Origin of the sequence: Actinoplanes campanulatus, assembly GCF_014647795.1 — a bacterium.
In the GTDB taxonomy this organism is placed as follows: Bacteria; Actinomycetota; Actinomycetes; order Mycobacteriales; family Micromonosporaceae; genus Actinoplanes; species Actinoplanes campanulatus.
The window spans coordinates 227,400-252,820 of record NZ_BMPW01000004.1 but is presented as its reverse complement, the minus strand read 5'-3'; the positions used below and the strand labels follow the sequence as shown (position 1 = coordinate 252,820).

Genomic DNA, 25,421 nt, shown 5'->3' with positions numbered 1-25,421 from the left:
GGGGGCGGAGGGCTGCCGACATGAGGCCTCTGAGACCGGCGTCCGAGGCATCGGCCGGCCCGCGTTCGACGCACCTCATGGTGGCCTTCGTGACGGTCACCGTGCTGGCCGTCGTCTCCGCGCTGTCACCGCCGCACATGCTCCTCTTCGGTATGGTGGCGATCGGAACCGCCTTCGCCGCCGCCTCGGCGAACCCGCGCGGGGTGCTGGCCGTCGGCTGCTACGCGTTCGCCGCGGCCTTCGCCGTCTCCACCTGGCAGGGGATGCTCGGCACCCCCGATCAGATCCTGCGGCTGCTGCTGGTCGCCGGGATCATCCCGATCAGCTGGGTGATCGCCGCCAACCTGCGACTGCTGCTGCGGGCCGCCGCGGAGGCGGCCAGCGAACGGGGCATGCTCGCCGCGATCGTGGAGCAGTCCACCGACGCGATCATCATGTTGGACCTCGACGGCACGGTGCTGAAGTGGAACGCCGGCGCGGAACGTCTCTACGGCTACCGGGCCGTCGAGATGGTCGGCGAAAGATTCACCCGCATGGTGCCGGCGGAGCGGCTGCCGCACTACGAGCGATCGCTCGCCGAACTGAACGCCGGCGAACACGTGATCCAGGACGAGGCGCGGCGGATACGCAGGGACGGCACGGAGTTCCTGGTGTCGGTCGCGGCGGCGCCGATCCGCGACGAATCCGGTGAGGTGATCGCCTCGGCGACCACCGAACGCGACATCACCGCCAAAAAGCGGCGCGAGGCCGAGGAACGGCAGGCCCTGGAGCGGACCGTCCAGGCGGCACGGATGGAGAGCCTGGGACAACTGGCCGGCGGGGTGGCGCACGACTTCAACAACCTGCTCGCCATCATCCTCAACTACGCCGACTTCCTCACCGAGGAGGTCACCGCCGACGGCCGCCGGGATCTCGACCGCATTCGCGACGCCGCCGACCGGGCCCGTTCCCTGACCAGCCAACTTCTGCTGTTCGCCAAGCAGGAACCCACCCAGGTCGAGAACGTCGACCTCAACGAGGTCGTCGTCAGCTCCAGCGAACTGCTCAGCCGCAGCATCGGCACGAACATCCGGCTCGTCTGCCGCACCCACGACCAGCCCCTTCCGGTACGCGCGAACCGCGGCCGCCTCGACCAGATCCTGCTCAATCTGGTGATCAACGCCCGCGACGCGATGCCCGACGGCGGCATGATCGTCGTCGGGACCGACCAGACACCCGACGGCGGCGCGCGGCTGTCGGTCACCGACACCGGCTGCGGGATGACCGCCGAGGTCCGCGACCGGCTCTTCGAACCGTTCTTCACCACGAAACCCGCTGACCAGGGCACCGGGCTCGGCCTGGCCACCGTCTACGGCATCGTCGAGGACGCCGGCGGCCGCATCGGCGTCGAATCGTCGCCGGGGGCGGGCACCACCTTCACCATCGAGCTGCCGCGGGCCGACGGCCGGGCCCTCGAAGCGGCCGGGACGTCGGCGGCGGGTCCGTCGCCGGGTCACGGTGAGCACGTGGTCGTTCTCGAGGACGAGGATTTCGTACGCGACGCGGTGGTCCGGATACTGCGGGAGAACGGTTTCCGAACCACCGTCCTGCACGAACAGGATCCGATCGCCGCCGTCCTGGACGATGCCGACCTGCTCATCGCCGACATCGCGCTGCGCCACAGCTCCGGACCCGAGGTCGCCGCCCGCCTGCGCCGCCACCACCCCGGCCTGCGGGTGCTGTTCATGTCCGGCTACAGCGAACGGGACCTGCGCTACCGCTACCACCTCGACGACTCGGCACGGATCATGCCGAAACCGTTCACCGCCGTCGAACTGCTCGCCGCGGTCGGCGACACCCTGGCCTCCACCGCCGGCCGCCGCGGATAGCGGGACGAGGACGGTGAAGGCGCGGTCCGGCATCCCGGACGGTTCCGCTTTCGTAAGGTGACGACAACCGGCACACTCGGGAGTTAACGTCATCCCCACGGATAAATCCGGGGGATTTCCCAGCTCAGACCGCATCCGACCCACCACCCCGAAGAGAGTCGAGCCGCAGCACTGGCACGGTCACGCTCCGCCGTGGCAAAACTTCGACAACACGCATTCATTCCAGCCGGTTTGGTTCTCACCGGCCGGACGTGCCGAACGTTAGCACATCTGTTCACTTGCGCCCCACGGGTGGGACGCCGGATCCGCCTCGGCGGCGAACCGGCTCTCCCCGTCCTGCTCCGCAGGGAATCCGTTTCCTCCCCACGGCTGAAGCCGGGGGTTTCCACGGAGGTTTTCGATGACGAAAGGGCTCGAGGTCACCGGACCGGCGCCGGTACTGCGGTTCTCGATACTGATCAACACCGCTGACGGGGATCGGGTGACCGACGGCGGCAAGCAGTTCGTGGAGTTCCGCTTCAAGAACCCGACGACCCTCGGCGGGCGTCCCATCGTCGCCGTCTGGAACGAGACGGCGGGCGCTCAGGTCACCGGGCACGGGACGATGCCCGGCGACGACATCGTGATCAGGGTGGGCGCCGATGTCGCGGCCGAGACGCCGTCGTTCGCCGTCACCGTCATCGGCTGATGCCACCAGTTCGTCGGCGGCGCGACCTGCACGCGTGGGCCAAGAGGATCAACCGGTGCAGACCGGGGCGATCGCGCCGTGAAGGGCCCGCTCGTGCAGCGGGTCGAGCCGGTGCCGGCGGTCGGCCGCCCGTTTCGCGCTTACCAGCAGTTCACCGCACCGGAGGGTGGCGGCGCGCAGATCCTCGGCGGCAGCAAGCCGGCTGATGAAGGCGGCGGTGATCCGGTCCAGGTGCGGGCGGACCTCGGCGGCCAGGTCGGGTCGATGCTTCGGGGCCCGCTCCGGGTGCCGGGCCCACCGGTCGAACAGGCCGCGCTGCACCGCTTTGCTCGCCTCGATCTGCGCCCGGAAGAAGGCGACCGTCTCGGTAGCGTCCAGCCCGGCCTCGGCGGCCATCGCGGCGGCCCGATCGAGGACCTGCCGTTCGCGGACCGGATCCTCGATCGGCTGGTCCGTGCCGAACTTGGCGGCGGCGACCCGGTCGGCCAGCAGCAGGCGCTCGGCCGAGAGGTTGACCAGCGCGTTCAGATCGCTCGACGGCGGCTGCCCGGTCGTCACCATCGCGGCCAGACCGACAGCCAGCAGATATACCACTTTTGTACCTTATAGGAAGCCCGTCCCGTCAGGTGACCTTGACCGCGGCGCCCTCGATGACCACCTCCAGGCAGTCACGGAACAGGTCGTCCACGGTGCGGCCGGGCTGGAAGTACTCGTCGATCGCGGCGACCACGGTCGGGTGCCGCCGCGTGAACGTGTCCATGTCGAAGCCTTTCAGCGCCTCGGGGGCTGGGCGGGGGCCTGCTCCTCGAGGACATGGCCGACCGTGAAGCGCTCGACGGTCAGGACGATCACGCGATCCTGATGCAGCGACACGCCGCGGGCCACGAGAGTGCTCATGGCCAGTTCGGAGATCGCCGCCATGGCGCGGGAGAGCTGGGCGGCGGAGACCACCCGGGCGCCGTCCGGATGGGCGAGCAGCGCTCGGCGCAGCCGCTCGGCCAGGCCGCTCAACCAGCCCCGCCAGTGCTGATCCGGCTCGGGCGGTGACCGGAGTTCCCGCGCACGCCGACCGGCGACCCGGCGCCACCCCGCACCTCTCGCTCAACCACCGGTGGAACCACGCACCCACCCGCCCTCCCCGGTTCATGCCGGCCTGGCAGCACCGAATCGCGACACTGTTCAACCGGCAGTCGCGATGAAGGGCGCCGCCGTCAGGTCCAGTCGTGGCGGGCCGCGTACCACCCGAGTTGCATGCGGGTCTGGACGCCGGCCAGGTCCATCAGGTGCCGCAGGCGCCGTTGCAGGGTGCGTAGCGAGAGGTCGAGCTGGGTGGCGACGGCCTGGTCGGTGAGCCCGGCGAGCAGCAGCGCCAGGATGGTCCGGTCCAGTGCCGTGATGACGTCCGCGGCCGGCTCGCCGAGGCCCGCCAGATCCAGCGGGTGGGCGTGGCCCCACACCGTCTCGAAGAGCGCGTCCATGGCGGTGAGCAGGCCGGACCGGTGCAGCAGGACGGCGCCCGGCTCCTCACCGGCGGCGACCGTCAGCGGCACCAGGGCCAGCTCGTCGTCGGCGAGGATCAGTTTGATCGGCAGGGACTCGGTCACCCGGATCTCGACGCCCTGGCGCAGCGACTCCGTCGTCTCGGCGACCATGCCGGGGGCCGCCAGTGCCGGCTGGTCGATGACGACCCGGTAGCGCACCCCCTGGGCCACCATCTGCGACTCGACCGGGTTGGCGCCGGGCGGCACGGCCACGAACGGGGTGGTGACGAAGTTCCGGACCTGTCGCCGGGCGGCGTGCTGCACCTGCGCGAACCGGTGCCGGATCGCCTCGACCCCGGTGACCACCTCGATCAGCTCGCTGATGGTGCGGCCGGCCATCGCCTTGCGGTGTTCCTCGGCGAGGGTGACCAGGGCCAGTTCGGCGTTGCGCAGCTCGGCCCGCCGTTCGCTGATCATGGCGCCCAGCGCGACTGCCGGGGGCGCCGCCGCGAAGACGCCGTCGGGTGTGGACTTGACCAGCCCGCACGCCGTCAGCCGGCACAGCGCGTCGTCGATCACCTCGACCGGGAGTTGCAGTGCGACGGTGAGCTCGGCCAGGTCGGCCTGGGCGCGACCGGCGAGGACACTGTAGACCGACTCGTGGTCGGGGCTCAGGCCCAGAGCGGCGAGCATCGGTGGCCGTCTCCTCTCCACCCGGGGGTGCGGAGAGGATATGCCGGGCCCCGGGACGTCGCCGTCCCAGGGCCCCGCGAGTGGGATCATCGGAGGCCGTACGCCCGGATGATCTCCTGGTTGATGCTGAACCCGGCGTCGGTGGCCCCGGAGGCGCGCACCGAGAGGAAGCCGCCGGGCCGCCTCGGCAGTTTCAGCGTGCTGGCCCACCAGCCGCCGTCCTTACGCAGCGCCGCCCTCTGCCAGGTGGCGCCGTCGTCGTAGGACACCTCCAGGCCCACCGAGGTGACGGTGCCGGTGCCCGGGCCGCCACCCGCCTGCGGGATCGGCTTCACCCGGATCTTCTGGGTGCCGCCGGCCCGGAGGTCGCCGTGCAGGTCGGTGTCGAGGCGGTACTCCATCTGCAGCAGCGCCATCGGCTCGAAGTTGTCCGAGTCGTTGGAGCTGGAGACGAAGTCCCATTCGGTGTGGGTGCGGGTGGAGAGCCGCCACTGTTCGGCCGGGCGGGACGCGTCCAGAACCAGGTGGTACGGCAGTGTCCCGGACGGCACCTCCTTCCACTGCAGCGACGACGACAGCGTGTTCTCGTGCAGCAGCTTGCCGCCCTGGTAGAGCTTGAGGTTGGTGGGCACCGAACCCCACTCCAGGTTGCCGCCGTATTCGAGGGTGTCCCCGGACGGCGTCCACGCCTGCACGTTGATGGTCATGTAGTCCTGGTAGCGGCTGTTCTGCACCGCGAACGTGCGGCTGAACGCGGGCCGGATCGCCGGGGCGAACCAGTCCAGGCGGGTGGCGCCCTTGGCGTAGGCGTGGCGGTTGGTCGAGACGGTCCAGGTGCCCTGCGCATGGACCTCGGCCCAGTCCTGGCCGGGGGTGACCCATTCGGTACGGGTGGACGGGTGCCACTCCCGCTCCGGGAAACCGAGGCCCGGGAGGAACGTCACGTCGTACCGGCCGCCGCTGCCCTCCACCGGCTCGGTCGGGTTCAGGTAGCGGGCGTCGATCCGGGCCAGGTCGGTGGCGCGCGGGTGGTAGGTGAGCGGCCTGTTCGGCACCTTTCCGGTGTAGGTGCGGGTCAGGTCGTAGAGGTAGGTGGCGTACGGCACCTGGTGGGCGGCGATGTGCCGCCGGCCCGACCTCGCCAGGTCGATGAGACGTGCCCCGGCGTCGCGGTGCACGGTGGCGACCGGGATCGGCGAGTCCCCCACCACCTCGTTGAGGGTGCCCACGCCGTCGTTGACGACCAGCAGCAGTTTCGCTCCGGCGGCGACCGCGGCGGCGGCCCGGTCGACGGCGCTGATCGCGTCGCTGCGGGTCACCACGACCGCCTTGCCCTTGGTGTCCGGGTATTCGCCGGGGGCGCCGGTGCCCGCGTAGACCAGCGGCAGGACGTCGCGGCCCGCGTCGAGGGTGCTGCCGGGCTGGACCGTGACGTCCAGCGGCGGCAGGCCGAGCGCGCTGACGGTCAGCAGCGGCTCACCCTTGCGCCACCGGTTGACCATCGTGAACGTCACGTCCTCGACCTGCTCGGTCGGCGAGACGTAGACGTCGTCGAACCGGGTCGGGATCAGGAAGGCGTCCCGGAAGCTGTCGCCGCTGGGGTAGGTGACCGTGTAGTCGACCTTGCGCTGCCGGTTCTCGGTGCGCTGCGGCGTGGTGGTGTCGAGCAGGCGGGCCTTGCTCGCGTCCAGCACGACCGTGGCGGACTTGCCGTCGAGCACGGTCTCCGGGTCGACCAGGATGGCGTAGCCGAGGGAGTCGGCCCGCTCACCCCGCCCTTCGAGGAAGGACTCGACCGTGTAGGTGCCGGGCGGCATCCGCAGTGTCTGCTCGCCGGTGACGGTGAGAACGTACGGGTAGTACTCGCCCTCCTGCTTGATCACGACGTTCGCGGTGGCGGGCCTGCCGTCCCGGCCGATCAACTTCACGCTCAGGTCATAGCGCTCGTCCTCTTTGATCAAACCCAGCGAGGTACGCGTGACGGCGGCGCCGCTGGCGGCATCGGTGCCGACCAGGTAGCCGGTGTAGCGGCCGGTGCCCGGCTTGGTCGGGTCGCCGCTGACCGGAACCGTGGCGGTGCCGCCCGCGGGCACCGTCACAGAGGTGCCGCCGAGTTCGAACGGACCGGTGGCGGCCAGGTTCAGGGTGACGCCGGTGGTGCCGGTGTTGGTGAAGGTGACCTGCTTGGTGACCGGCTCGTCGGTGGGCTCGTGCGGCCAGTCGAAGTTGCCGAAGAACACCGAGCCGGTCGCCCGGACCTGCCCGTCGACGGCGGCGGCCACGTCGACCCGGCCGGTGCCGACCTCGTACGGCGTGTAGTCGGGCAGCGCCTTGGCGCTGCTCATCAGCGCCTCCTTGAGCTGCGGGCCGGTCCAGCCGGGGTGCCGCTGGGCCAGGATCGCGGCCGCGCCGGAGACGTGCGGGGTGGCCATCGAGGTGCCGCTGATGCTGCGGTACAGGCCGCTGCCACTGGTCATCTGCTGCGACCGGGCCGCGTTGATGTCGACGCCCGGCGCGGTGATGTCCGGCTTGAGGGCGCCGCTGCGGATCAGCGGGCCGGTGCTGGAGAAGTACGCCAGGTTGTCCTGCTTGTCGACGGCGCCGACGGTGAGCGCGCTGGCCGCCGAACTCGGGGTGCCGATGGTCTCCGGCCCGCTGTTGCCGGAGGCGATCACGAACAGGGTGCCGTACCTGGCGGACAGGGTGTCGACCGCGACCGCCATCGGGTCGGTGCCGTCCGACAGCGTCGGGTCACTGAGGCTCATGCTGACGATGTCGGCGCCGGACTCGGCGGCCCACTGCATGCCGGCGAGCACCCAGGAGTCGAGTCCGGAGCCGCTGTCGTCGAGCACCTTGCCGACGATCAGGTCCGCGCCGGGCGCGACACCCTTGTTGACACCGCTGGAGGCGGCGCCGGTGCCGACGATCGTCGAGGCGACGTGGGTGCCGTGGCCGTTGACGTCGGAGGTGTCCTGATCGGGCACGAAGCTGACCTTGTCGTCGATCTGGTCGACGAGGTCGGGGTGGGTGGCGTCGATGCCGGTGTCGAGGACCGCCACCTTCACGCCGGAGCCGTCGTAGCCGGCCGCCCACGCCTCGGGCGCGCCGATCTGCGGGACGCTGTCCGCGAGGTTGGCGGTGACCTTCCCGTCCAGCCAGAGCTTGCCCGGCTTCTCGCCCAGGGCGGTCCAGAACGGGCGGGTCTGGCTCTTGTCCACGGTGAGCGCGGCGGCGCCCACCGTCCGCAGGTCGCGGACCAGTTTCGCGCCGCGCGGGACGGCCGGTGCGGCGGTGCGGGCCGCACCGGCGGGCACGGTGCTGATCACCGGTACGACGCCGGTCTTCGCGTCGTCGTACCCCATCTCGAGCAGGTCGGTGACGTTGAACAGGCGGCGGTCCAGCCGGTCGGCGCTGAGCAGCGGCAGCACCTCGTCGGGCAGGACGAACAGGTCGCCGCCGCTGCGCTGGAGCCGGACGCCACCGGGGGCGCCGTCGGGCCGTTCGACGTCGACGGTCTCGGAGCCTCGCACGGTGACCACGTCACCGGTGATCAGGGTGATCGTGTGGGTGGCGGTGGTGGTTTCGGTCTTCGTCGGTGTTCCGGGGGAGGCCGCGGTGGCGGGGGCCTGCACCGCGACGGCTGCGCCGCTGAGCAGACCGGCCGCGGCGACGGCGGCCAGCAGCCGGCGCCGCATCAAGGGGGAAGACATGCAAGGAGTTCTATCGGTACGGTCGACGCCGGTGAATACCTGACCGTGGCGGAGTCACGCCAAGGCACGACTCCGCCACCGCTCAGAGCCGGATCAGGCCGGCGAGCAGTTCCGGGAGTCCCGACGAGCAGTAGACGTGCCCCATGCCCGGCACGACACGCAGCTCGGCGTGCGGGACCGCGGCCGCCAGCGCCTCACCGTGGGCGAGCGTGACGACCGGATCCTGGTCGCCGTGCACGATCGTCGTCGGCGCGGTGATCGTGGACAGCGGCGCGTGCAGGTCCGGGCTGTCCCGCTGACAGGCCGGCCCGTGATGGGCGGCCGCCGACGGGTCGACCGCCCGGGCCCAGCAGCGTTCCAGCATCGCCCGGCAGGCCGGTTCGTCGAACGGGCGGACGTCGCCGTTCATCACCCGGAACAGGGCCACGTCGGACTCCACCCCGGGCCGGGTTCCGGCCGTGGCGGCGAGATGCTTGAGGAAGCGGTCGTCAGGTGGTGGCAGGTCGCCGGGGCGGGCACCCATCGGGGTGGTGGACAGCAGGGTCAGCGACCGCACCCGGTCCGGCGCGTGCACGCCCAGCCACTGCGCGATCATGCCGCCCATCGACACCCCGGCGATGTGGGCGGACGACAGCCCGTAGGCGTCGAGGATCGCCAGCGCGTCGGCGGCCAGGTCCGACAGCCCGTACGGATGCCGGTCGAAGTCGACGACGCTGGAGAGCCCGGTGTCGCGATGGTCGTACCGGATCACCTGCACCCCACGGTCGACGAGCCGGCCGACCAGCGCGTCCGGGCAGGTGAAGCCCTGCGCCGACGCCCCCATGATCAGCAGGACGGCCGGGTCACCCGGGTCCCCGGTCCGTTCCGTCCACAGGCGCAACGGCCCGGCGGCCACCATCGTCTCGGTCATAGCCGCCGACGCTAAGCGATCCACCGATCGCCCGCCGCCCAGAATCCTCCAGGGCGAATGGATCATGGCTGATGATTGAGCGCCGGATAGCGACCAGGAATCAAGATCCGCCCGAAGGCCATCATCACCCAAGATCGTCAACGAGTCGCGGTAACGCCGCATCCATCCGAATGCGCGACTTGGCATGGCGGCCATCCACACCCGAGAAACACGCCCTCCTGGCTACTTCAACTTCCCCATGAGCCGGTGAGCGGGATTCCTTGCTCACGCGGAGTCGCGGCCGGTCGGGCTTTCCGAGGTGAGCGCACACAATGAGTTCCACAGCGGGCGGGCGCCCACGTTCGAGCGGCCGAAGCCGTGGCGGGCGCACACGAAAGACGCCACGTGTGCGGCCCCGCGGCTACAGGCCACTGGGACGACCACGACACCGCCAGCGTGTGCACCAACCCACCCTGGTGGAACCGCGACCACCCACCCAGGGTGACCGGCGCAACGACCGAAAGCGGGCAACCCCCGCGCCTGGGAGCAAGAGCGCGACCACCCGCCCAGGGTGACCGCAGGGCTGGGTGGGTGAGTCCCGTGACCGGCGGCAGATGCCGGTGGCGGAGCGAAGCCGGGCATGCCCGGCCACCGATCTGAGCCCGGCGGGCGCGGCACGGTCTGGAGTGGCAGGTGCTCGCGGGGCAGGGCGGGACGGGGTGGGTTGCGGTTGAAAACGGGCGTCGCGCGTACCGGAAAGGGTTTTCAGACGGTGACCAGATCGCCGTGCCGGGTGGCGATGGTCGCCGCGGCCATGCGCAGCGCCGCGCGGGTGACCGCGATTTCGGGAGCGTGCGCGGCGGCGGCGCGGGTGGCGGTGAAGATCGTGCGCTGGAGGCGTTCCTCGACGATGCGATGGGCGGTGATCTGCGGTAACGCCGTGGTCAGGAGGGCGGGTAGCAGGGCGACGGCACGGCCGGAGGCGACGAGGGCGCCGAGGACGAGACCGTCGTCGCTGCGGTGCCGGATCCTGGGCTCGAACCCGGCCAGGCGGTTGCAGACGTTGCGCAGGACGGCGTCGAGGCCGGTGCCGCGGTGGCCGGTGGCCCACGATTGCTGTTCATAATCGGTCAGCGAGACGGGGGTCGACTGCCGGACGGCCAGGAGGACATCCTCGCGCATCAGGTCCTGGCGGTCGATGTCGTGGTGGCGGCTCACGGGGACGGGATCGTACTCGATGCCGACGACGAGATCGATGGTGCGGGCGCGTAGCTCGTCGAGGGCGGGCGCGGTCTCCCGCTGGTACACCTCGACCTGGAGATCGGGGGCGGTGACGGCGAGCCGGTCCAGGGTCGCCGGCAGCAGGGCGAGCGCCGGGGTCTGCACGATCGTCATGCGCAGCCGTCCGCGTGGCCCGTCGCCGATTCCGGCGAGTTCGGCACGAATCGCCTCGTCGGACGCGAGCGCCTCCGCGGCGTGGTCGGCGAGGCGCCTTCCGGCCGGGGTCAGTTCGACGGTACGCCCGACCCGGCGCAGCAGCTTGACCCCGGCCTCGACCTCCAACTGGGCCAGTTGGACGGAGACGCTCGACGGGCTGTACGACAGCGCGTCGGCCACCGCGGCCACCGTGCCGAGCCGGGCCAGCGCGTCCAGCAGGCGAAGTCGGCGCAGCTCCATCATTCGGATTCTCCTACGAATCGTGTTCGTGAACCGGAACTGGAAACGAACGATAACCTGCGTGACGCTGGACCCGTGGTATTGATCCCGCTCCTTCTCGCACCCGCCGTCATGGCCGTCGCCACCCTGATCGAAAAGCGTCTCGGCCCGTCTGCGGCAGGTTGGGTCGGCGCGCTGCCGGCCGCCTTCGCGGTTGCCGTGATCGCGGTCTCCGTCGACATCGGTCCCGGCGCGGCGGCCGCGATGGCGCTCAGCGCGGCCGCCCACGTACCGGCTCAGGTCGCGCTCGGCGTGGTCTTCGCCCACGTGCTGCGCCGCCGCGGCCTGGCCGTCGGTTTCGCCGCCGGCCTGGCCGCCTACATCGCGGCGTCGCTGCTGATCGCAGGGGTGCCCGCGGCACTCGCAGTGGCCGTTGCGGTCGCCGTGCTGTGCCTTGCCCCGCGCGTGATGCCAGCGGCGCCGCTGCGCCCCGCGTCACCTCGCAGCCGACGCATCGTCGCCCTCACCTGTGCCGGAGCCACTCTCATCGTCGCGGCGGCGGTGCTGACCAGCCGCCTGGCCGGGCCGGACCCGGCCGGAACGGTCGCCGCGTTCCCCACGATGTGCACGATCCTGACCGTCGTCGCGGTCACCCGCGACGGCGCGGCGGCCGGCGTGCACACCCTGACCGGGCTGATCCGCAGCCTGCCGTGCTATCTCGCGTTCTGCGTCACGGTGGCGGTCGCGGTCCCGTTCGCGGGCATCGCCGCCGTCGGCATCGGACTGCTGTCCTGCCTGCTCGCAGCCGCCTGCACCTGGAAACGCGTTCCCACCACCCGCTCACCCGGCCTGGGCGCGCAGCCAGTCGTAGATCTGCCGGAAGGTCTCGAGGCCGGGCACGTGCCCGCCGGTGTACCGGCTTTCCCGCGCTCCGGGGATGTTGTCGAGCAGCCACCGGGCGTGCTCGCCGGGCACGGCCTGGTCGTCGCTGCCGTACCAGACGCCCACCGGCACCGTCCCGTCCGGCATGGGGAAACCCCAGGGCCGGGCGAAGGCGACCTTGTCACGCAGGCGACCACAACACCACCGCTGTGCGCGCCCACCCTCGGGTAAATGCGAGCACCCGCACCCGGCGAGCGGCGTCACGGCCGGAAGTGGGCAACCCGGGTGCCTGGGAAGCAAGAGCGTGACCACCCGCACAGGGCGAGCGGCTTCAAGGCCCGGAGTGGGTGATTCGGGTGCCGGGGGCATCCGGGGGAGGTTGCGCGTCAGCGCTTGCGCTGCGATTCAGTCGGCGGGCGCGCTGGGGGCCCGGAGCCGCCGGAAGGGTCGCGTGGCGGGTCACGGGGCGGGGGACGTGCGGTTGTGGGGTGCCCGGAGCGTACGAAAAGTGGGTTTTGGGCTTTTCGGTGAAGGCACCCAGGGTGAGGGGCCCGCCAGGTTGAGGGGTATCGACAGGGGCCGCGGACACCCGCCGGTGCGGGATAGTGTTTCCGCTGCTCCCGGTATGGGCCGTGCATCGGATCCGGGTCTGGACGATCGAACGATTGCACCCCGGTCTGGCCATCAGGCACAACGCTGTTTGTGGGATTCCTACAAACTACGGTGCCCGACATGCATGATCCGGCGTATGGCTCGAACGGACAGTAGCCGAGAAGGTTGAGGCGAAGGATTCTGACGGGGCTGCAGGGAGGCTCGGCAAGTGTTCAGGCGTGTCGCGATCATCAACCGTGGAGAGAGCGCGATGCGCCTCATCCACGCCGTACGGGATCTGTCCGCGGAGACCGGGACCCGGATCGAGACGGTCGCCCTCTACACCGATGAGGACCGCACCGCGACGTTCGTGCGAGCGGCCGACGTCACCTACTCGCTCGGTCCGGCGGCTGCCCGCCCGTACCTCAATCATGGCCTCCTCGAAGAGGCACTGAGGGCGACCGGCGCGGACGCGGCCTGGGTGGGCTGGGGTTTCGTCGCGGAGGATCCGTTGTTCGCGGAGCTGTGTGACCGGATCGGGGTGACGTTCGTCGGGCCGAGCGCGGAGGCGATGCGCAAGCTCGGTGACAAGATCGGCTCAAAGCTGATCGCCGAGGAGGTCGGCGTTCCGGTCGCTCCGTGGAGTCGCGGCGAGGTCGCGACCCTGGAGGACGCGCTGCGCGCCGGTGACGAGATCGGCTATCCGCTCATGTTGAAGGCGACCGCCGGCGGCGGTGGCCGCGGTATCCGCCGGGTCGACTCGGGCGCGGATCTGACCGACGCCTACGAGCGGACCAGTCAGGAGGCGCTGCGGGCGTTCGGCTCCGGCGTCGTCTTCCTGGAGCGCCTCGTCACCGGCGCCCGGCACGTCGAGGTGCAGGTCATCGCGGACGGGCAGGGCACCGCGTGGGCGCTGGGGGTGCGCGACTGCTCGGTCCAGCGGCGCAACCAGAAGATCATCGAGGAGTCGTCCTCGGTCGTGATGGCGCCGGAGCAGGCCGCCGAGCTGAAGGCGTCCGCGGTGCGGCTGGCGCTGGCCGTCGGTTACAAGGGCGCGGGCACGGTCGAGTTCCTGTTCCACCCGGGTGAGAAGCTGTTCGCCTTCCTCGAGGTGAACACCCGCCTCCAGGTCGAGCACCCGATCACCGAGATCACCACCGGCACCGACCTGGTGAAACTCCAGCTGCACGTGGCCTCCGGCGGCAAGCTGACCGGCGCGCAGCCGCCCGAGCAGGGGCACGCCGTCGAGGCGCGGCTCAACGCCGAGGACCCGGACCGCGACTTCGCGCCGTCGCCGGGCCGCATCGCCCGCCTCGAGCTGCCGGCCGGCCCGGGCATCCGGGTGGACACCGGGGTCAGCGAGGGCGACACCATTCCGGCGGCGTTCGACTCGATGATTGCCAAGATCATTGCGTACGGGCGAAACCGTGACGAGGCGCTCGGCCGCCTGCGCCGGGCGATGGCCGAGACCACGGTCATCATCGAGGGCGGATCCACCAACAAGAGCTTCGTGCTGGACCTGCTCGACCAGCCCGAGGTGATCGACGGCTCCGCCGACACCGGCTGGATCGACCGGGTCCGCGCGCAGGGCCGGCTGGTCAGCCACCGGCACTCGGCGATCGCGCTGGCCGCGGCCGGCATCGAGGCGTACCAGGACGAGGAGGACGTCTCCCGGCGGCGGCTGCTCACCACGGCCCACGGCGGCCGTCCGCAGGTGCAGCACGACACCGGCCGTCCGCTCGACCTGAAGCTGCGCGGTGTCGGCTACCGGGTGCAGGTGTCCCGGCTGGGCGCCAAGCGGTTCCGGGTGGGCATCTCGGCGGGCGGCGATTTCGTGTACGCCGACGTGGTCAGCGACCGCTTCGACGCGCACAGCGGCCAGATGCTGGTCAACGGTCACCGGTTCCGGCTGGTCACGGCCACGCACGGGCCGATCCACACGATCGAGGTGGACGGCGTCACGCACCGGGTCAGCCGGGACGAGGGTGGTGTGGTCCGCTCCCCCGCCCCCGCCCTGGTGGTGGCCACGCCGCTGGCGGTCGGTGACGAGGTGGAGGCGGGCGCGCCGATCCTCGTGCTGGAGAGCATGAAGATGGAGAACGTGCTGCGGGCTCCGTTCAAGGCCCGGGTCCGCGAGTGCCCGGTGGCCGTGGGCAGCCAGGTGGAGACCGGCGCGCCGCTGATGCGCCTGGAGCCGCTGGACGACTCCGCCGCCGAGGAGGCCGCCGACGCGGGCGCCGCCGTCGAGATCGAACTGCCGGCCGCGTCCGGATACTCGGTGGACCGCGGGCTGGCGGACCTGCGGGCGCTGCTGCTCGGCTACGACGTCTCGCCGGATGCCGTGAAGGAGTACCTCGCGGCCCGTGTCGAGAACCACCGGCCGCTCGCCGGTGAGATCGAGCTGCTCACCATCGCCGCCGATCTGCTGGAACTCAGCCGCAACAAGCCGGGCGAGGGCTGGAACCCCGAGCCGGGCGACGCGGTGCACAGCCCCCGGGAGTACTTCCACACGTACCTGCAGAGTCTCGACGCCGAGCGGGCCGGGGTCACCCAGGATTTCCAGGACCGGCTCACCCGGGTGCTGGCCCACTACGGGGTGGACGGGCTGGAGCGTACGCCGGCTCTGGAGGACGCGGTCTTCCGGATCTTCCTGGCCCTGCAGCGGTCCGCGGCGAGCGTCGGGATCGTGACGCAGATCCTGCGCCAGTGGATCGCCGGTAACCCGCCGCAGGAGCCGCTGTTCGAGCGGTCCGGCATCGCGCTGGAGCACCTGATCGAGGCGACGCAGGTGCGGTTCCCGTCGGTGTCCGACCTGGCCCGGGGCATCGTGTTCCGGTGGTACGCGCAGCCGCTGCTCCGGCGTACCCGGGCCGAGGTCTACGCCTCGGTCCGCGCCGACCTGCGGCACCTGGACCACCACCCGGACGCCGCGGACCGGGCGGCCCGGATCCAGAGCATGGTGGCCTGTTCGGAGCCGCTGGTCCGGCTGTTGGGGCAGCGGATCGGGCGGCCCGGGCGGGACCATGTTCCGCTGCTCGAGGTGTTGACTCGTCGTTACTACGACAATCGTGGGCTGACGTCTTTCGAGACGCGTTCGGTGGGGAACATCCGTTTCGTCACGACAGCACACACCGCTGACCGGGTGACTCGGGTGGCCGCCACCGCCATCGACATCTCCGACTTGTCGGATTCGATCGCCGCGCTCGGGCCTATTGACGCTGATGTGGCCGACATTTACGTCGCCTGGGATTCGCAGCCTTCCGCCGAGGAGATGGCGCACCACCTCGGTTCGCTGTTCGCTTCGCTCCCGGTCGCCGGGGTCCGGCGGGTCACCACCACTGTGGCCGGCACGAGCGGCGCGGTCATGCACCACCACTTCACCTTCCGTCGCGATAACTCGGGCAATTTCGTGGAGGATCGGCTTATCCGGGGTCTGCACCCGCAGATCGCGCTGCGCCTCCAACTGGAACGGCTCCGCGAGTTCGATTTGACCAGGCTCCCCTCCACCGACGAGGAGATGTACCTGTTCAAGGCGGTCGCCAAGAGCAACCCGGCCGACGAGCGGCTGATCGCCATGTACCAGGTGCGCGACCTCACCGCACTGCGCGAGACCGACGGCCGCCTGGTCGCGCTGCCCGCGCTGGAGCAGGGCGTCACGCTCACCCTGGACGCGATCCGCAACATCCAGGCGCAGCGTCCGCAGAACAAGCGGTTCGACACCAACCGGATCATGATGTACGTCTGGCCGGTCACCGAACTCTCGCTCGACGAACTGAACGCGCTGGTCCAGCGGATCCTGCCGACCGCCAGCGGCGCGGGCCTGGAGGAGGTGCAGTTCATCGCCCGGCAGCGGCGCTCCAGCGGGGAGCTCACCGAGGTGTCGGTGCGGATCACCCTGGAACCGGGCAACGGGGCGCAGCTGCACGTGGGCGAGCCGTCGACCGAGCCGGTGCAGCCGCTCGACGACTACCGGCAGAAGGTGCTGCGGGCGGCGCGGCGCGGGGCGGTGTACCCGTACGAGCTGACCGGTCTGCTGGGCAGCTTCACCGAGTACGACCTCTCCTCGTCCGGCGTGCTGGAGCCGGTCGACCGGCCGAAGGGGAGGAACTCGGCCGCGCTCGTCGCCGGTGTGGTGACCACGCCGACCGAGCGCTACCCCGAGGGCGTCACCCGCGTGGTGCTGCTCGGCGACCCGACCAAGTCGCTCGGCGCGCTGTCCGAGCCGGAGTGTGCCCGGGTCATCGCGGCCCTCGACCTCGCCGAGACGATGCGGGTGCCGCTGGAGTGGTTCGCCCTGTCCGCCGGCGCCCGGATCTCGATGACCTCCGGCACCGAGAACATGGACTGGGTGGCGGCCGCGCTCAAGCGGATCGTCACGTTCACCCAGGCCGGCGGCGAGATCAACATCGTGGTGGCGGGCATCAACGTGGGCGCCCAGCCGTACTGGAACGCCGAGGCCACGATGCTCATGCACACCAAGGGCATCCTGGTGATGACGCCGGACTCGGCCATGGTGCTCACCGGCAAGCAGTCGCTGGACTTCTCCGGCGGCGTGTCGGCCGAGGACAACTTCGGCATCGGCGGCTACGACCGGGTGATGGGTCCCAACGGCCAGGCGCAGTACTGGGCGCCCAGCCTGCCGGCCGCCCGTGACGTGCTGATGGCCCACTACGACCACACGTACGTCGCGCCCGGCGAGGCCGGTCCGCGGCCGGCGACCACGTCCGACCCGAGCAGCCGGGACGTCTCCGGCTTCCCGCACACGGTCGCCGGCAGCGACTTCGCGACGGTCGGGCAGATCTTCTCGGCGGCCCACAACCCGGACCGCAAAAAGGCCTTCGACATTCGTACGGTCATGCGCGCCGTGTCCGACCAGGATCACCCGGTGCTGGAGCGGTGGGCGGGCATGGCCGACGCGGACACGTCGGTGGTGCAGGACGCGCACATCGGCGGCCGCCCGGTCTGCCTGATCGGCATCGAGTCGAAGTCGGTGGCCCGGCGTGGGTTCCCGCCCACCGACGGCCCGGACACGTACACCGCGGGCACCCTGTTCCCGCGTTCGTCGAAGAAGACCGCCCGGGCGATCAACGCCGCCTCCGGCAACCGCCCCCTGGTCGTCCTCGCGAACCTGTCCGGTTTCGACGGCTCCCCCGAGTCGATGCGCAACCTTCAGCTGGAGTACGGCGCCGAGATCGGCCGGGCCATCGTCAACTTCGAGGGCCCGATCGTCTTCACGGTCATCTCCCGCTACCACGGCGGCGCGTTCGTGGTCTTCTCGAAGGCCCTGAACCCGAACATGACGGTGCTCGCCCTGGAGGGCTCGTTCGCCTCGGTGCTCGGTGGCGCCCCGGCCGCCGCGGTGGTTTTCTCCGGCGAGGTCAACAACCGCACCGCCAACGACCCGCGGGTCAGCTCCCTGCAGGCCCAGGTCGCGGTGGCGGGCGGCGCCGAGCGTTCCGCGCTCAACACCCGCCTGGCCGAGGTCCAGCAGTCGGTGCGGGCCGAGAAGCTGGGTGAGGTGGCCGCCGAGTTCGACCGTGTCCACAGCATCCAGCGGGCGGTCGAGGTCGGTTCGGTCGACGCCATCGTGAGCACCGCCGAGCTGCGCCCGCGCATCATCGAGGCCATCGAACACGGCCTCAAGGGCTGATCCTGGCGACTCCGGCGTGGCGGTCCGCCACGCCGGAGTCAGTTCTGCAGGTAGCGGATGACGGCCAGCACCCGGCGGTGGTCGGTGTCGGACGGCGGCAGGTCGAACTTGCCGAAGATGTTCGTGACGTGCTTCTCCACCGCCCGCTCGGTGACGCGGATCGCGGCGGCGATCGCCGTGTTGGTGCGGCCCTGCGCCATCAGCGCCAGCACCTCGCGCTCGCGTGGGGTGAGTTCGGCGAGCAGGTCCCGGTGCCGGGTACGGCCGAACAGCTGGGTGACCACGTCCGGGTCGAGCGCGGTGCCGCCGGCCGCCACCCGGTGCAGGGCGTCCACGAAGTCGTCGAGCTTGGCGACCCGCTCCTTCAGCAGGTAGCCGACCCCGTCGGAGCCGCTCGCCAGCAGCTCGGCCACGAACGCCGTCTCCACGTACTGCGAGAAGATCAGCACCCCGGTGCCGGGCCAGTCCCGGCGGAGCCGGACCGCGGCGCGCAGGCCCTCGTCGGTGTGGCTCGGCGGCATCCGGATGTCCACGATCGCCACGTCGGGTGGCTCCGCGGCGACCGCCTCGAACAGCGCCGGAACGTCCTCCACCGCGGCGAGCACCTCATGCCCCCGAACGGTCAGCAGTTGAGCGAGGCCCTCCCGAAGGATCGCGGAGTCCTCGGCGATCACGATGCGCATGTCTCGTCACGGCCTCTCTGGGCAGGGGATCTCGACGGTGACGGTGGTCGGCCCGCCGGCCGGGCTGTCCAGCGACAGCCGCCCGTCGACGACCCGGATCCGCTCGGACAGCCCGGCGAGCCCACCACCGGCCCGCAGGAAGGCGCCACCGCGCCCGTCGTCGTGGACCCGCAGCCGCAGAACATCCCCCCGAAGATCGACCCGAATCGTAGCGGCGGCCGCCCCACTGTGCCGTCCCGCGTTGGTGAGCAGCTCACACACCGTGAAGTAGGCGATGCTCTCCACCGCCGGCGGTGGCCGCCGGGGCAGGCCGACCTCGACCGTCACCGGCACCGGACTGCCGGCCGCCACGGTCGCCAGCGCCGCGTCCAAGCCGTTGTCCAGCACCGGCGGATGGATCCCGCGGACCAGATCCCGCAGCTCGGAAACCGCCGTGGCCAGCGTGTCCTGCGCGGTGTCGACCGCTTCGACGACGCTCTCCGGCGACGCGTCGGCCGCGATCAGCTCCCGGACCATCGCCAGGTGCATCCCCACCCCGATCAGCCGGGCCTGCGCCCCGTCGTGCAGGTCCCGCTCGATCCTCCGCAGGGTGACGTCGGCGTCCTTCACCGCACGGTCCCGGGACTCCCTCAGGTCGCTCATCCGCTGACTCGACCGGCTCGGCCCGAGCAGCCCACGGATCAGCATCCGCTCACCGACCAGGACCAGCCGCACCATCCAGGGAGCGAGCAGGATGATGACCAGCCCGAAGACCCAGGTGACGGGCACCCACCCCTGGAAGTCGTGCTCCTGAAACGGATAGAAGGTCAACGTCGAGAATCCGTACGCGTAGAAGCCGGCACCGGCCAGCAAGGACAGTGGCGCCACCACCACCTTGGCCAGCGGGTAGGCCAGGGCCCGCCAGCCCGCCGGATCGCTGAGCACGGCCCGCCGCCAACCGAACGCACCCGGGTCGGCCGGTGACCGGACCGGCGCCGGCACCTGCTCGCCGATCAGGAGCGCGGCCAGCCCGCGCCGCCTGGCGCCCAGGCCCGCCGCGGCCCGCAGCACCCCGGCCAGCAGCCACGGCCCCAGCGGAGTGATCGAGAGAATGACGCCGAACACGGTCGCGTACATCAGCAGTACGGCGCTGACCAGGTCGATCGGCAGCACCAGCAACAGGTAGGCCACCTCGCGCCACGACTGCGGCTCGACGATGGCGGTCACTATCCTTCTCATCGCCAGCCAGCATTCCCGCTCGGCGCAACCCCGCGCCATGGGGTTACCTGCCGCCCGACCGGCCGGTTTTCCGCACCATCGGGAGCGGGCTCGCCCGACTGTGCCGGACCCCGGCTCTGACCAGGCTGAACGGCATGCCTCGCCGACTGGTCACCCCTCGTAGAACCGTACTCGCGGCCGCCCTCTCCGGGCTGGCCCTCCTCGGCGGCTCCGTGCTCGGCCCGGCCCGCGCGACACCGCCGCCGACCCCGGTGGGGGCCGCCGGCTGGCTCGCCGACCCGCTCGCCCCACCCGACCCCGTCACCGCCACCCCGGCCCGGGTGGCTGCCTTCTTCGCCGGCCTCGCACCGGCCGACGCCACGACGCTCGCCCGCCGCTTCCCGCAGGTCACCGGCAACCTCGACGGCGTGCCGACGGAGTTGCGCTACCTGGCGAACCGGCTGGCACATCCGGAGACGGCGGCCCGGCAGATCCTCGGGTTCGACGACCGGGCCGACGGGCGCATCCTCGAGGTGCTGGGCGATCTGGACACCGCCGACCGCGTGGTGATCCTGGTGCCCGGTGTGGACACCGATCTGGCCAGGTTCGACACCGGCCTCGGTGGCGTCCGGCGCCGGGCGCCCGCGTGGCAGGCCCGCCAGCTCCACGACCGGATCCGGGCCGACAATCCGGGCGCGCGGGTCGCCGTGGTGGCCTGGCTGGGATACGACCCGCCCGAGGGCGTCGGCCGGGACGCCGTACGGGAGGATCGCGCGGCCGCCGGGGCACTGGCCCTCCAGCGGTTCGCCGACGGCCTGGCGCTCGGCCACGCCGACCGGTCGATCGTCGTGGTCGGGCACAGTTACGGCTCCACCGTGGCCGGTCTCGCCGCACCCGGGCTACCCGCACAGGTGACCGACATCGTCGCGCTGGGCAGCCCCGGCATGGGCGTCCCCGACCGATCCGGCCTGCACACCGGCGCCCGGGTGTGGGCCTGCGCCTCCCCCGGCGACTGGATCCGCCGCGTCCCGGGCGTACGGATCCTCGGCCTCGGCCACGGCCTCCTGCCCTCCGACCCCGAGTTCGGCGCGCTTGCCCTGCCCTGCGACGACGTGGACGGGCACGACGGCTACTTCGAACCCCACACCACCGCCCTACAGGCACTCGCCGACCTGGCCACCACTCTCCCGGACAGCGACCCCCGATGATCCTGGACGCGTTCGAACTCCTGGCCCGCTGGGGCCGCGCCCGCTCCTCCTTCGGCTCCCCACCGTCCCGCGCCGCTCGCACACCATCCGAGGCCGGCTCCCCCACCTCCCACGCCGCTCGCACGCCATCCGAGGCCGGCTCCCCTGCGCTCCGCGCCGATCGCACGCCATCGGACGATGGCCCGGCGGCCGAAGGCACGCTTGCCGCCATCGGATGCGGACGAACGCCCGGCGCTTCGGGGCCGCCCCATCCCCACCGGTGGTCGATCCTGTCCGGCTGGTCGTGGGCGCTGTCCCGGAGCATCCGAGGCGGCCGGGGGTGGGCGGATCAGCATCGGTAGGGTCGCCTACCGGGGACGAGTCGAACACGGAGGACGGATCTCGGTGACGGTCGGTACTCGGCAGGCACGGGCGTGGTCGCCGTGGCGTACGGTGGTCGCGTTCGGGCTGGTCAGCCTGACAGCCGACATGGTCTACGAGGGTGCGCGGTCGATCTACGGCCCGCTGCTGGCGTCGCTCGGCGCGTCGGCCGTGGCGGTCGGATTGATCGCCGGCGCCGGGGAGGCCGCCGCCCTGCTGTTGCGGCTGGTGTCCGGGCCGCTGGCCGACCGCAGCCGTCGCTACTGGACGTTGACCGTGGCCGGATACACCCTGACCGCCGTCTGCGTGCCGCTGCTGGCGGTCACCCCGGCGCTCGGGGCGGCCGGTCTGTTCGTGGCGGCCGCCCTGATCCTGGCCGAGCGGCTGGGCAAGGCGATCCGCAGCCCCGCCAAATCGGCGCTGCTCGCCGACGCGGCCGGTCGGGTGGGCATGGGCCGCGGGCTGGGCGTGCACAAGGCGCTCGACCAGGTGGGAGCATTCGCCGGCCCGCTGCTGGTCGCCGCGATCGTGGTGGCGGCCGCCGGCCAGCTCTGGCCGGCCCTCGCCGTCCTCGCGGTGCCGGGCGCGATCACCATGATCCTGCTGTTCGTCCTACGGGCCCGCACCGGCACCGACAACGCGGGTGAAGCAGCACACCAAACGACAGCCCGAGTCGACAACACGCGTAGCTCAGCAAACCGCAGCACGGCCCGAGACGACAACGCGGGCAGCGAAGAACACCGCGGCGCGGCCCGAGACGACGACGCGGGTAACGCACCACACCACACCACGGCCCGAGACGGCGCGGTGGCGGATGCCGCAGCGGCGGCGCCCCGGGAGAGCATGGCCGCGATGGCGGCCGCCCTCCCCCGGCGCTTCTGGTGGTTCGCCACGGCCACCGCGCTCTGCACCGCGGGTCTGGTCACCTACGGCCTGATCGGCTTCCACCTGGTCGAGGCACAGATCGTGGCCGCGCCGCTGGTTCCGGTCCTGTACGCCGCGGCGATGGGCGCCGGCGCCCTGGCCGCCCTGGCCACCGGCCTGATCTACGACCGGGCCGGCGGCCGGACGCTGACGATCCTGCCGTTCCTGGTAGCCACGGCCGCGGCCCTCTCGTTCCGCACCGGGTTGCTTCCGGTCGTCGCCGGAATCCTGCTGTGGGGCGCCGCCGTCGGCGTTCAGGACTCCGCGGTGAAGGCGGTCGTCGCCGACCTGGTGCCACGCGAACGCCGTGCCACCGCCTACGGCATGTTCGCCGCCGTGCAGGGCGCTGCCGCACTGGCCGGAGGCGCCGCGGCCGGCCTGCTCTACCAGCAGTCACTCACCGGCCTGGTGATCGCTGTCGCGGCAAGCCAGGCGGCCGCGCTCCTGATCCTCACGATCCGCCTCCGCGGCCGATGATCCACGCCGCCGGCCGGCGTCCCGCCGCCCTGCCTTCGGTCACCCTGAGCGGGTGGTCGCGCCCTTGCCTGCCAGGCGCCCGGGTTGCCCGCTTTCAGCCGTAACGCCGGTCGCCCGGAGCGGGAGGTCGCGGTACCGCGAGAGTGGGTGGGCGCACACGGTGGCGGCGTCGTGGTCGCCTACGGGGCATAGAGCCGGGGTGGCCGCACACACGGCGCCTTCCGTGGGCGGCCACCCCGGCTTCGACCGCCCGACCGTGCGCCCCACCCGCCGCAAGGCCGACCGTGGGCGCCCACCCGCCCGGAGAGGACGACCGTGGGCGCCCACCAGCCCGGGCTACGAGGGCGCCGGCACACGCCAGTCGCCGTCGCCCGAGAGCCGAGAGCCGAGATGGCAACGTCCCGGCGATGACATGAAGGCGGTCGCCAGAGATCTTCCGTGGTCGAGGTCCGAGCGTATGTGGACGCGACCGTCACCAGGTGCCGTCGTCGTGGACGCGGGGCGGCAGCGTGCCGGTGATCAGCGTGGTGAGCGCGGCACCCATGTCCGCGCCGAGATACCACTCCCCGCCATGATCCAGGGAGAACACCCGGCCCCGCTCGTCGATGGCGAGGACGGCCTCGCCGTCGCCCTCCACGCCGAGCGGGAACAACGGCACCCCGAGCACCTGCCCGAACGCCTCCAGCGTCTCGACGGTCTCGGCCGCCATGGACGGGTCGACGGCGAACATCCGCCGCCGCAGCGCCACCCCGGCCCCGTCCTGCGTGATGTACAGGCCGGCGAACTCGGCCAGCGCCCGCGCCGCCGCCGCGAAGATCCGGTGGCTCACGCCGTACCCCGAATGGTTTTCGATCCGGCGCTCCGCCGACCAGCCCGCGCCCCGCAGCACCTCGGCCACCTCGTCGCTGAACCCCCACGACGACGCCGGCCCGGCACCGGCGGCCGGGCCCGGCCCTGGGACGAACCGTGGCAGAAGGCCCTCCTGGCCTTGCGCGGCGGCGTCGGGGTCCAGCCCGAGGTAGTCGAGGAACAGCAGGACCGGCAGCCCGGACCGCAGGCGGCTCCCGCTGAGCGGATCGCCTTCCTCGCGGATCCGGTAGGTCTCCAGTCGCGCGCCCTGTACGAGTTCCCGCAGCTCGGGCAGGGCCATCAGGGGCAGCCCGGCGGCACGTCGGCCGTTCTCCTCGGCGTGGAACAGTTCGGAGAACACCACGGCTTCCGAACTCCGCTCGGCGCCACGCTCGCGATAGTGGGCGGGCATCGTGCCGAAGAACGTCGCCACCGCGGGATGCAGCGGCTGGTCGGTGTCGGAGCGCAGGCTGAGCGCGACCCGGCCGCGGCCCGCGATGGTGAGCCGGCTCATCGTCGCCGGGTACCGTCGCGGCCCGGCCGGGCCCGGCGCGGGCTGGAAGTCACGCATGTACCACGCGGCGAGGTTGGCGGGCGGTAGCGTGCCGCCGATCACCAGCTCGCCGGTGTCCCGGTCGAGGATCATGCTGGGTGGCCCGTGCCCGCTGTGGGTCCGGGCGGAGATCACCCAGCCGCAAGCGAATTCGTACAGCACCGCTTCGGCGCCCGGGCAGACGTCCTCGACCCACTTCCGCGCCAGGTCTTCCGCATCCGTCCTGGTGATCGCCATGCCGCCCACTCTGCTATCTCCACGCAAACTCAGGGTCGTCGATACACCAACGGCCGCCGCTCTACGGATGACCGTCGATCGCCGACGCCTACGGTCACCGCACCTGCTCGAAGCGGAACTCGCGGATGAAGCAGTCCCGGGGCTGGCCGACCGCGAACATCACACAGTCGACCACCGACCGGGCGGTGAGAGCACTTCCCGCCGTGCGTGGCCCCTCCTGCACGAAGTCCGGCGGGAACAGCGAGATCACCCGGACGCCCTCGGGCCGCAGCCGGTGCGACAGGATCCCGGCGAACCCGGCCTGCGCGTGTTTCGCCGCGTAGAAGGCGGGATGCGCGTCGGAGCGATGATTCCCCGGCTCCCCACAGCCGGAGATCATGTTAACGATGTCCGGCCGCTCCGACCGGCGCAGCAGCGGCAACAGGTGCTGCGTCAACAGCACGGTCCCGGTGGCGGCACCGGCGATGATCTGTTCGACCTCCACATCGGAGATCTCCCCGTCCCGGTACGTCGCCGCGTTGTTGACCAGCACGTCGATCCGCTCGGTCCGCCCGGCCACGGCATCCGCGAACTCCCGCACCGAGCCCGGGTCGGCGAGATCGCACCGGAAGGCCTCGGCCGGCCCGGCTCCACGCTGGTTGATCACGTCGGCGGCCCGCGAGGCCGCACCCTCGTCGCGGGCGGAGAGGAACACCCGGGCACCGCGTGCCGCGAACGTCTCGGCGAGGAGCAGCCCGGTGTCACGGCCGGCTCCGGTGATCACTACCCGCATGTCGTCGAATTCCATGATGATCACTCAATCATGCGGGCCGGGTCATAACCTGT

General features: G+C 71.6%; 17 protein-coding genes. 6 read left to right on the top strand and 11 right to left on the bottom strand.

Features of this window, described 5'->3' with window-relative positions; translation table 11 throughout:
- The first annotated feature begins 89 nt into the window (after positions 1-89).
- Both IEZ13_RS09915 and IEZ13_RS09910 read left to right on the top strand, forming a co-directional pair.
- Positions 90-1,868 carry a hybrid sensor histidine kinase/response regulator gene (locus IEZ13_RS09915; protein WP_229794584.1) on the top strand — a complete coding sequence of 593 codons (1,779 nt, stop codon included), beginning with the start codon at positions 90-92 and terminating at the stop codon, positions 1,866-1,868.
- Positions 1,869-2,268: 400 nt separating this feature from the next.
- Positions 2,269-2,556, top strand: coding sequence for a hypothetical protein (locus IEZ13_RS09910; RefSeq protein WP_183220498.1), 288 nt, complete (start codon positions 2,269-2,271; stop codon positions 2,554-2,556).
- Between the two features lie 48 nt (positions 2,557-2,604).
- Here the strand turns inward: IEZ13_RS09910 and IEZ13_RS09905 are convergent, their stop codons facing one another.
- The 7 genes from IEZ13_RS09905 to IEZ13_RS09880 form a co-directional block, all read right to left on the bottom strand.
- Complete coding sequence (locus tag IEZ13_RS09905; protein WP_203833757.1) at positions 2,605-3,150, bottom strand: chorismate mutase; 546 nt, start codon at positions 3,148-3,150, stop codon at positions 2,605-2,607.
- Between the two features lie 28 nt (positions 3,151-3,178).
- Positions 3,179-3,316 (bottom strand): hypothetical protein, encoded by a 138-nt coding sequence (locus IEZ13_RS46385; RefSeq protein WP_203833756.1) that lies wholly within the window; start codon positions 3,314-3,316, stop codon positions 3,179-3,181.
- Positions 3,317-3,327: 11 nt separating this feature from the next.
- Positions 3,328-3,567, bottom strand: a complete 240-nt coding sequence (locus IEZ13_RS46380) for a TetR/AcrR family transcriptional regulator C-terminal domain-containing protein (protein ID WP_203833755.1) — start codon at positions 3,565-3,567, stop codon at positions 3,328-3,330.
- 200 nt (positions 3,568-3,767) lie between these two features.
- The gene (locus tag IEZ13_RS09895; RefSeq protein ID WP_183220496.1) at positions 3,768-4,730 is read right to left on the bottom strand and encodes a helix-turn-helix domain-containing protein; all 963 of its coding nucleotides are present in this window, start codon (positions 4,728-4,730) and stop codon (positions 3,768-3,770) included.
- A gap of 86 nt (positions 4,731-4,816) precedes the next feature.
- Positions 4,817-8,440 (bottom strand): S8 family serine peptidase, encoded by a 3,624-nt coding sequence (locus tag IEZ13_RS09890; RefSeq protein WP_183220495.1) that lies wholly within the window; start codon positions 8,438-8,440, stop codon positions 4,817-4,819.
- Between the two features lie 82 nt (positions 8,441-8,522).
- A complete protein-coding gene (locus IEZ13_RS09885; RefSeq protein WP_183220494.1) occupies positions 8,523-9,350 on the bottom strand; it encodes an alpha/beta fold hydrolase in 828 nt (275 codons plus the stop codon).
- A 744-nt stretch (positions 9,351-10,094) separates the two neighbouring features.
- On the bottom strand, positions 10,095-11,009 hold the full coding sequence (locus IEZ13_RS09880; RefSeq protein WP_183220493.1) for a LysR family transcriptional regulator: 915 nt from the start codon (positions 11,007-11,009) through the stop codon (positions 10,095-10,097).
- A gap of 72 nt (positions 11,010-11,081) precedes the next feature.
- Here IEZ13_RS09880 and IEZ13_RS09875 point away from each other — a divergent pair, with 72 nt between their 5' ends.
- Entirely contained in the window at positions 11,082-12,098 is a 1,017-nt protein-coding gene (locus IEZ13_RS09875; RefSeq protein WP_183220492.1) for a hypothetical protein, read from the top strand.
- Positions 12,099-12,687: 589 nt separating this feature from the next.
- Complete coding sequence (locus IEZ13_RS09870; RefSeq protein WP_183220491.1) at positions 12,688-18,108, top strand: ATP-binding protein; 5,421 nt, start codon at positions 12,688-12,690, stop codon at positions 18,106-18,108.
- Positions 18,109-18,146: 38 nt separating this feature from the next.
- Here IEZ13_RS09870 and IEZ13_RS09865 read toward each other — a convergent pair whose 3' ends face one another.
- Complete coding sequence (locus IEZ13_RS09865) at positions 18,147-18,791, bottom strand: response regulator transcription factor (RefSeq protein WP_183220490.1); 645 nt, start codon at positions 18,789-18,791, stop codon at positions 18,147-18,149.
- Between the two features lie 6 nt (positions 18,792-18,797).
- Positions 18,798-19,997, bottom strand: a complete 1,200-nt coding sequence (locus tag IEZ13_RS09860) for a sensor histidine kinase (protein ID WP_229794583.1) — start codon at positions 19,995-19,997, stop codon at positions 18,798-18,800.
- Positions 19,998-20,143: 146 nt separating this feature from the next.
- On the opposite strand from IEZ13_RS09860, the gene IEZ13_RS09855 reads away from it, so the two are divergent.
- The gene (locus IEZ13_RS09855) at positions 20,144-21,196 is read left to right on the top strand and encodes an alpha/beta hydrolase (RefSeq protein WP_183220487.1); all 1,053 of its coding nucleotides are present in this window, start codon (positions 20,144-20,146) and stop codon (positions 21,194-21,196) included.
- Between the two features lie 378 nt (positions 21,197-21,574).
- Complete coding sequence (locus tag IEZ13_RS09850; protein ID WP_372441860.1) at positions 21,575-22,957, top strand: MFS transporter; 1,383 nt, start codon at positions 21,575-21,577, stop codon at positions 22,955-22,957.
- 472 nt (positions 22,958-23,429) lie between these two features.
- Here IEZ13_RS09850 and IEZ13_RS09845 read toward each other — a convergent pair whose 3' ends face one another.
- On the bottom strand, positions 23,430-24,596 hold the full coding sequence (locus IEZ13_RS09845; RefSeq protein ID WP_183220485.1) for an SUKH-3 domain-containing protein: 1,167 nt from the start codon (positions 24,594-24,596) through the stop codon (positions 23,430-23,432).
- A 94-nt stretch (positions 24,597-24,690) separates the two neighbouring features.
- Positions 24,691-25,383, bottom strand: a complete 693-nt coding sequence (locus IEZ13_RS09840; protein WP_183220483.1) for an SDR family NAD(P)-dependent oxidoreductase — start codon at positions 25,381-25,383, stop codon at positions 24,691-24,693.
- Between the last annotated feature and the right edge of the window lie 38 nt (positions 25,384-25,421).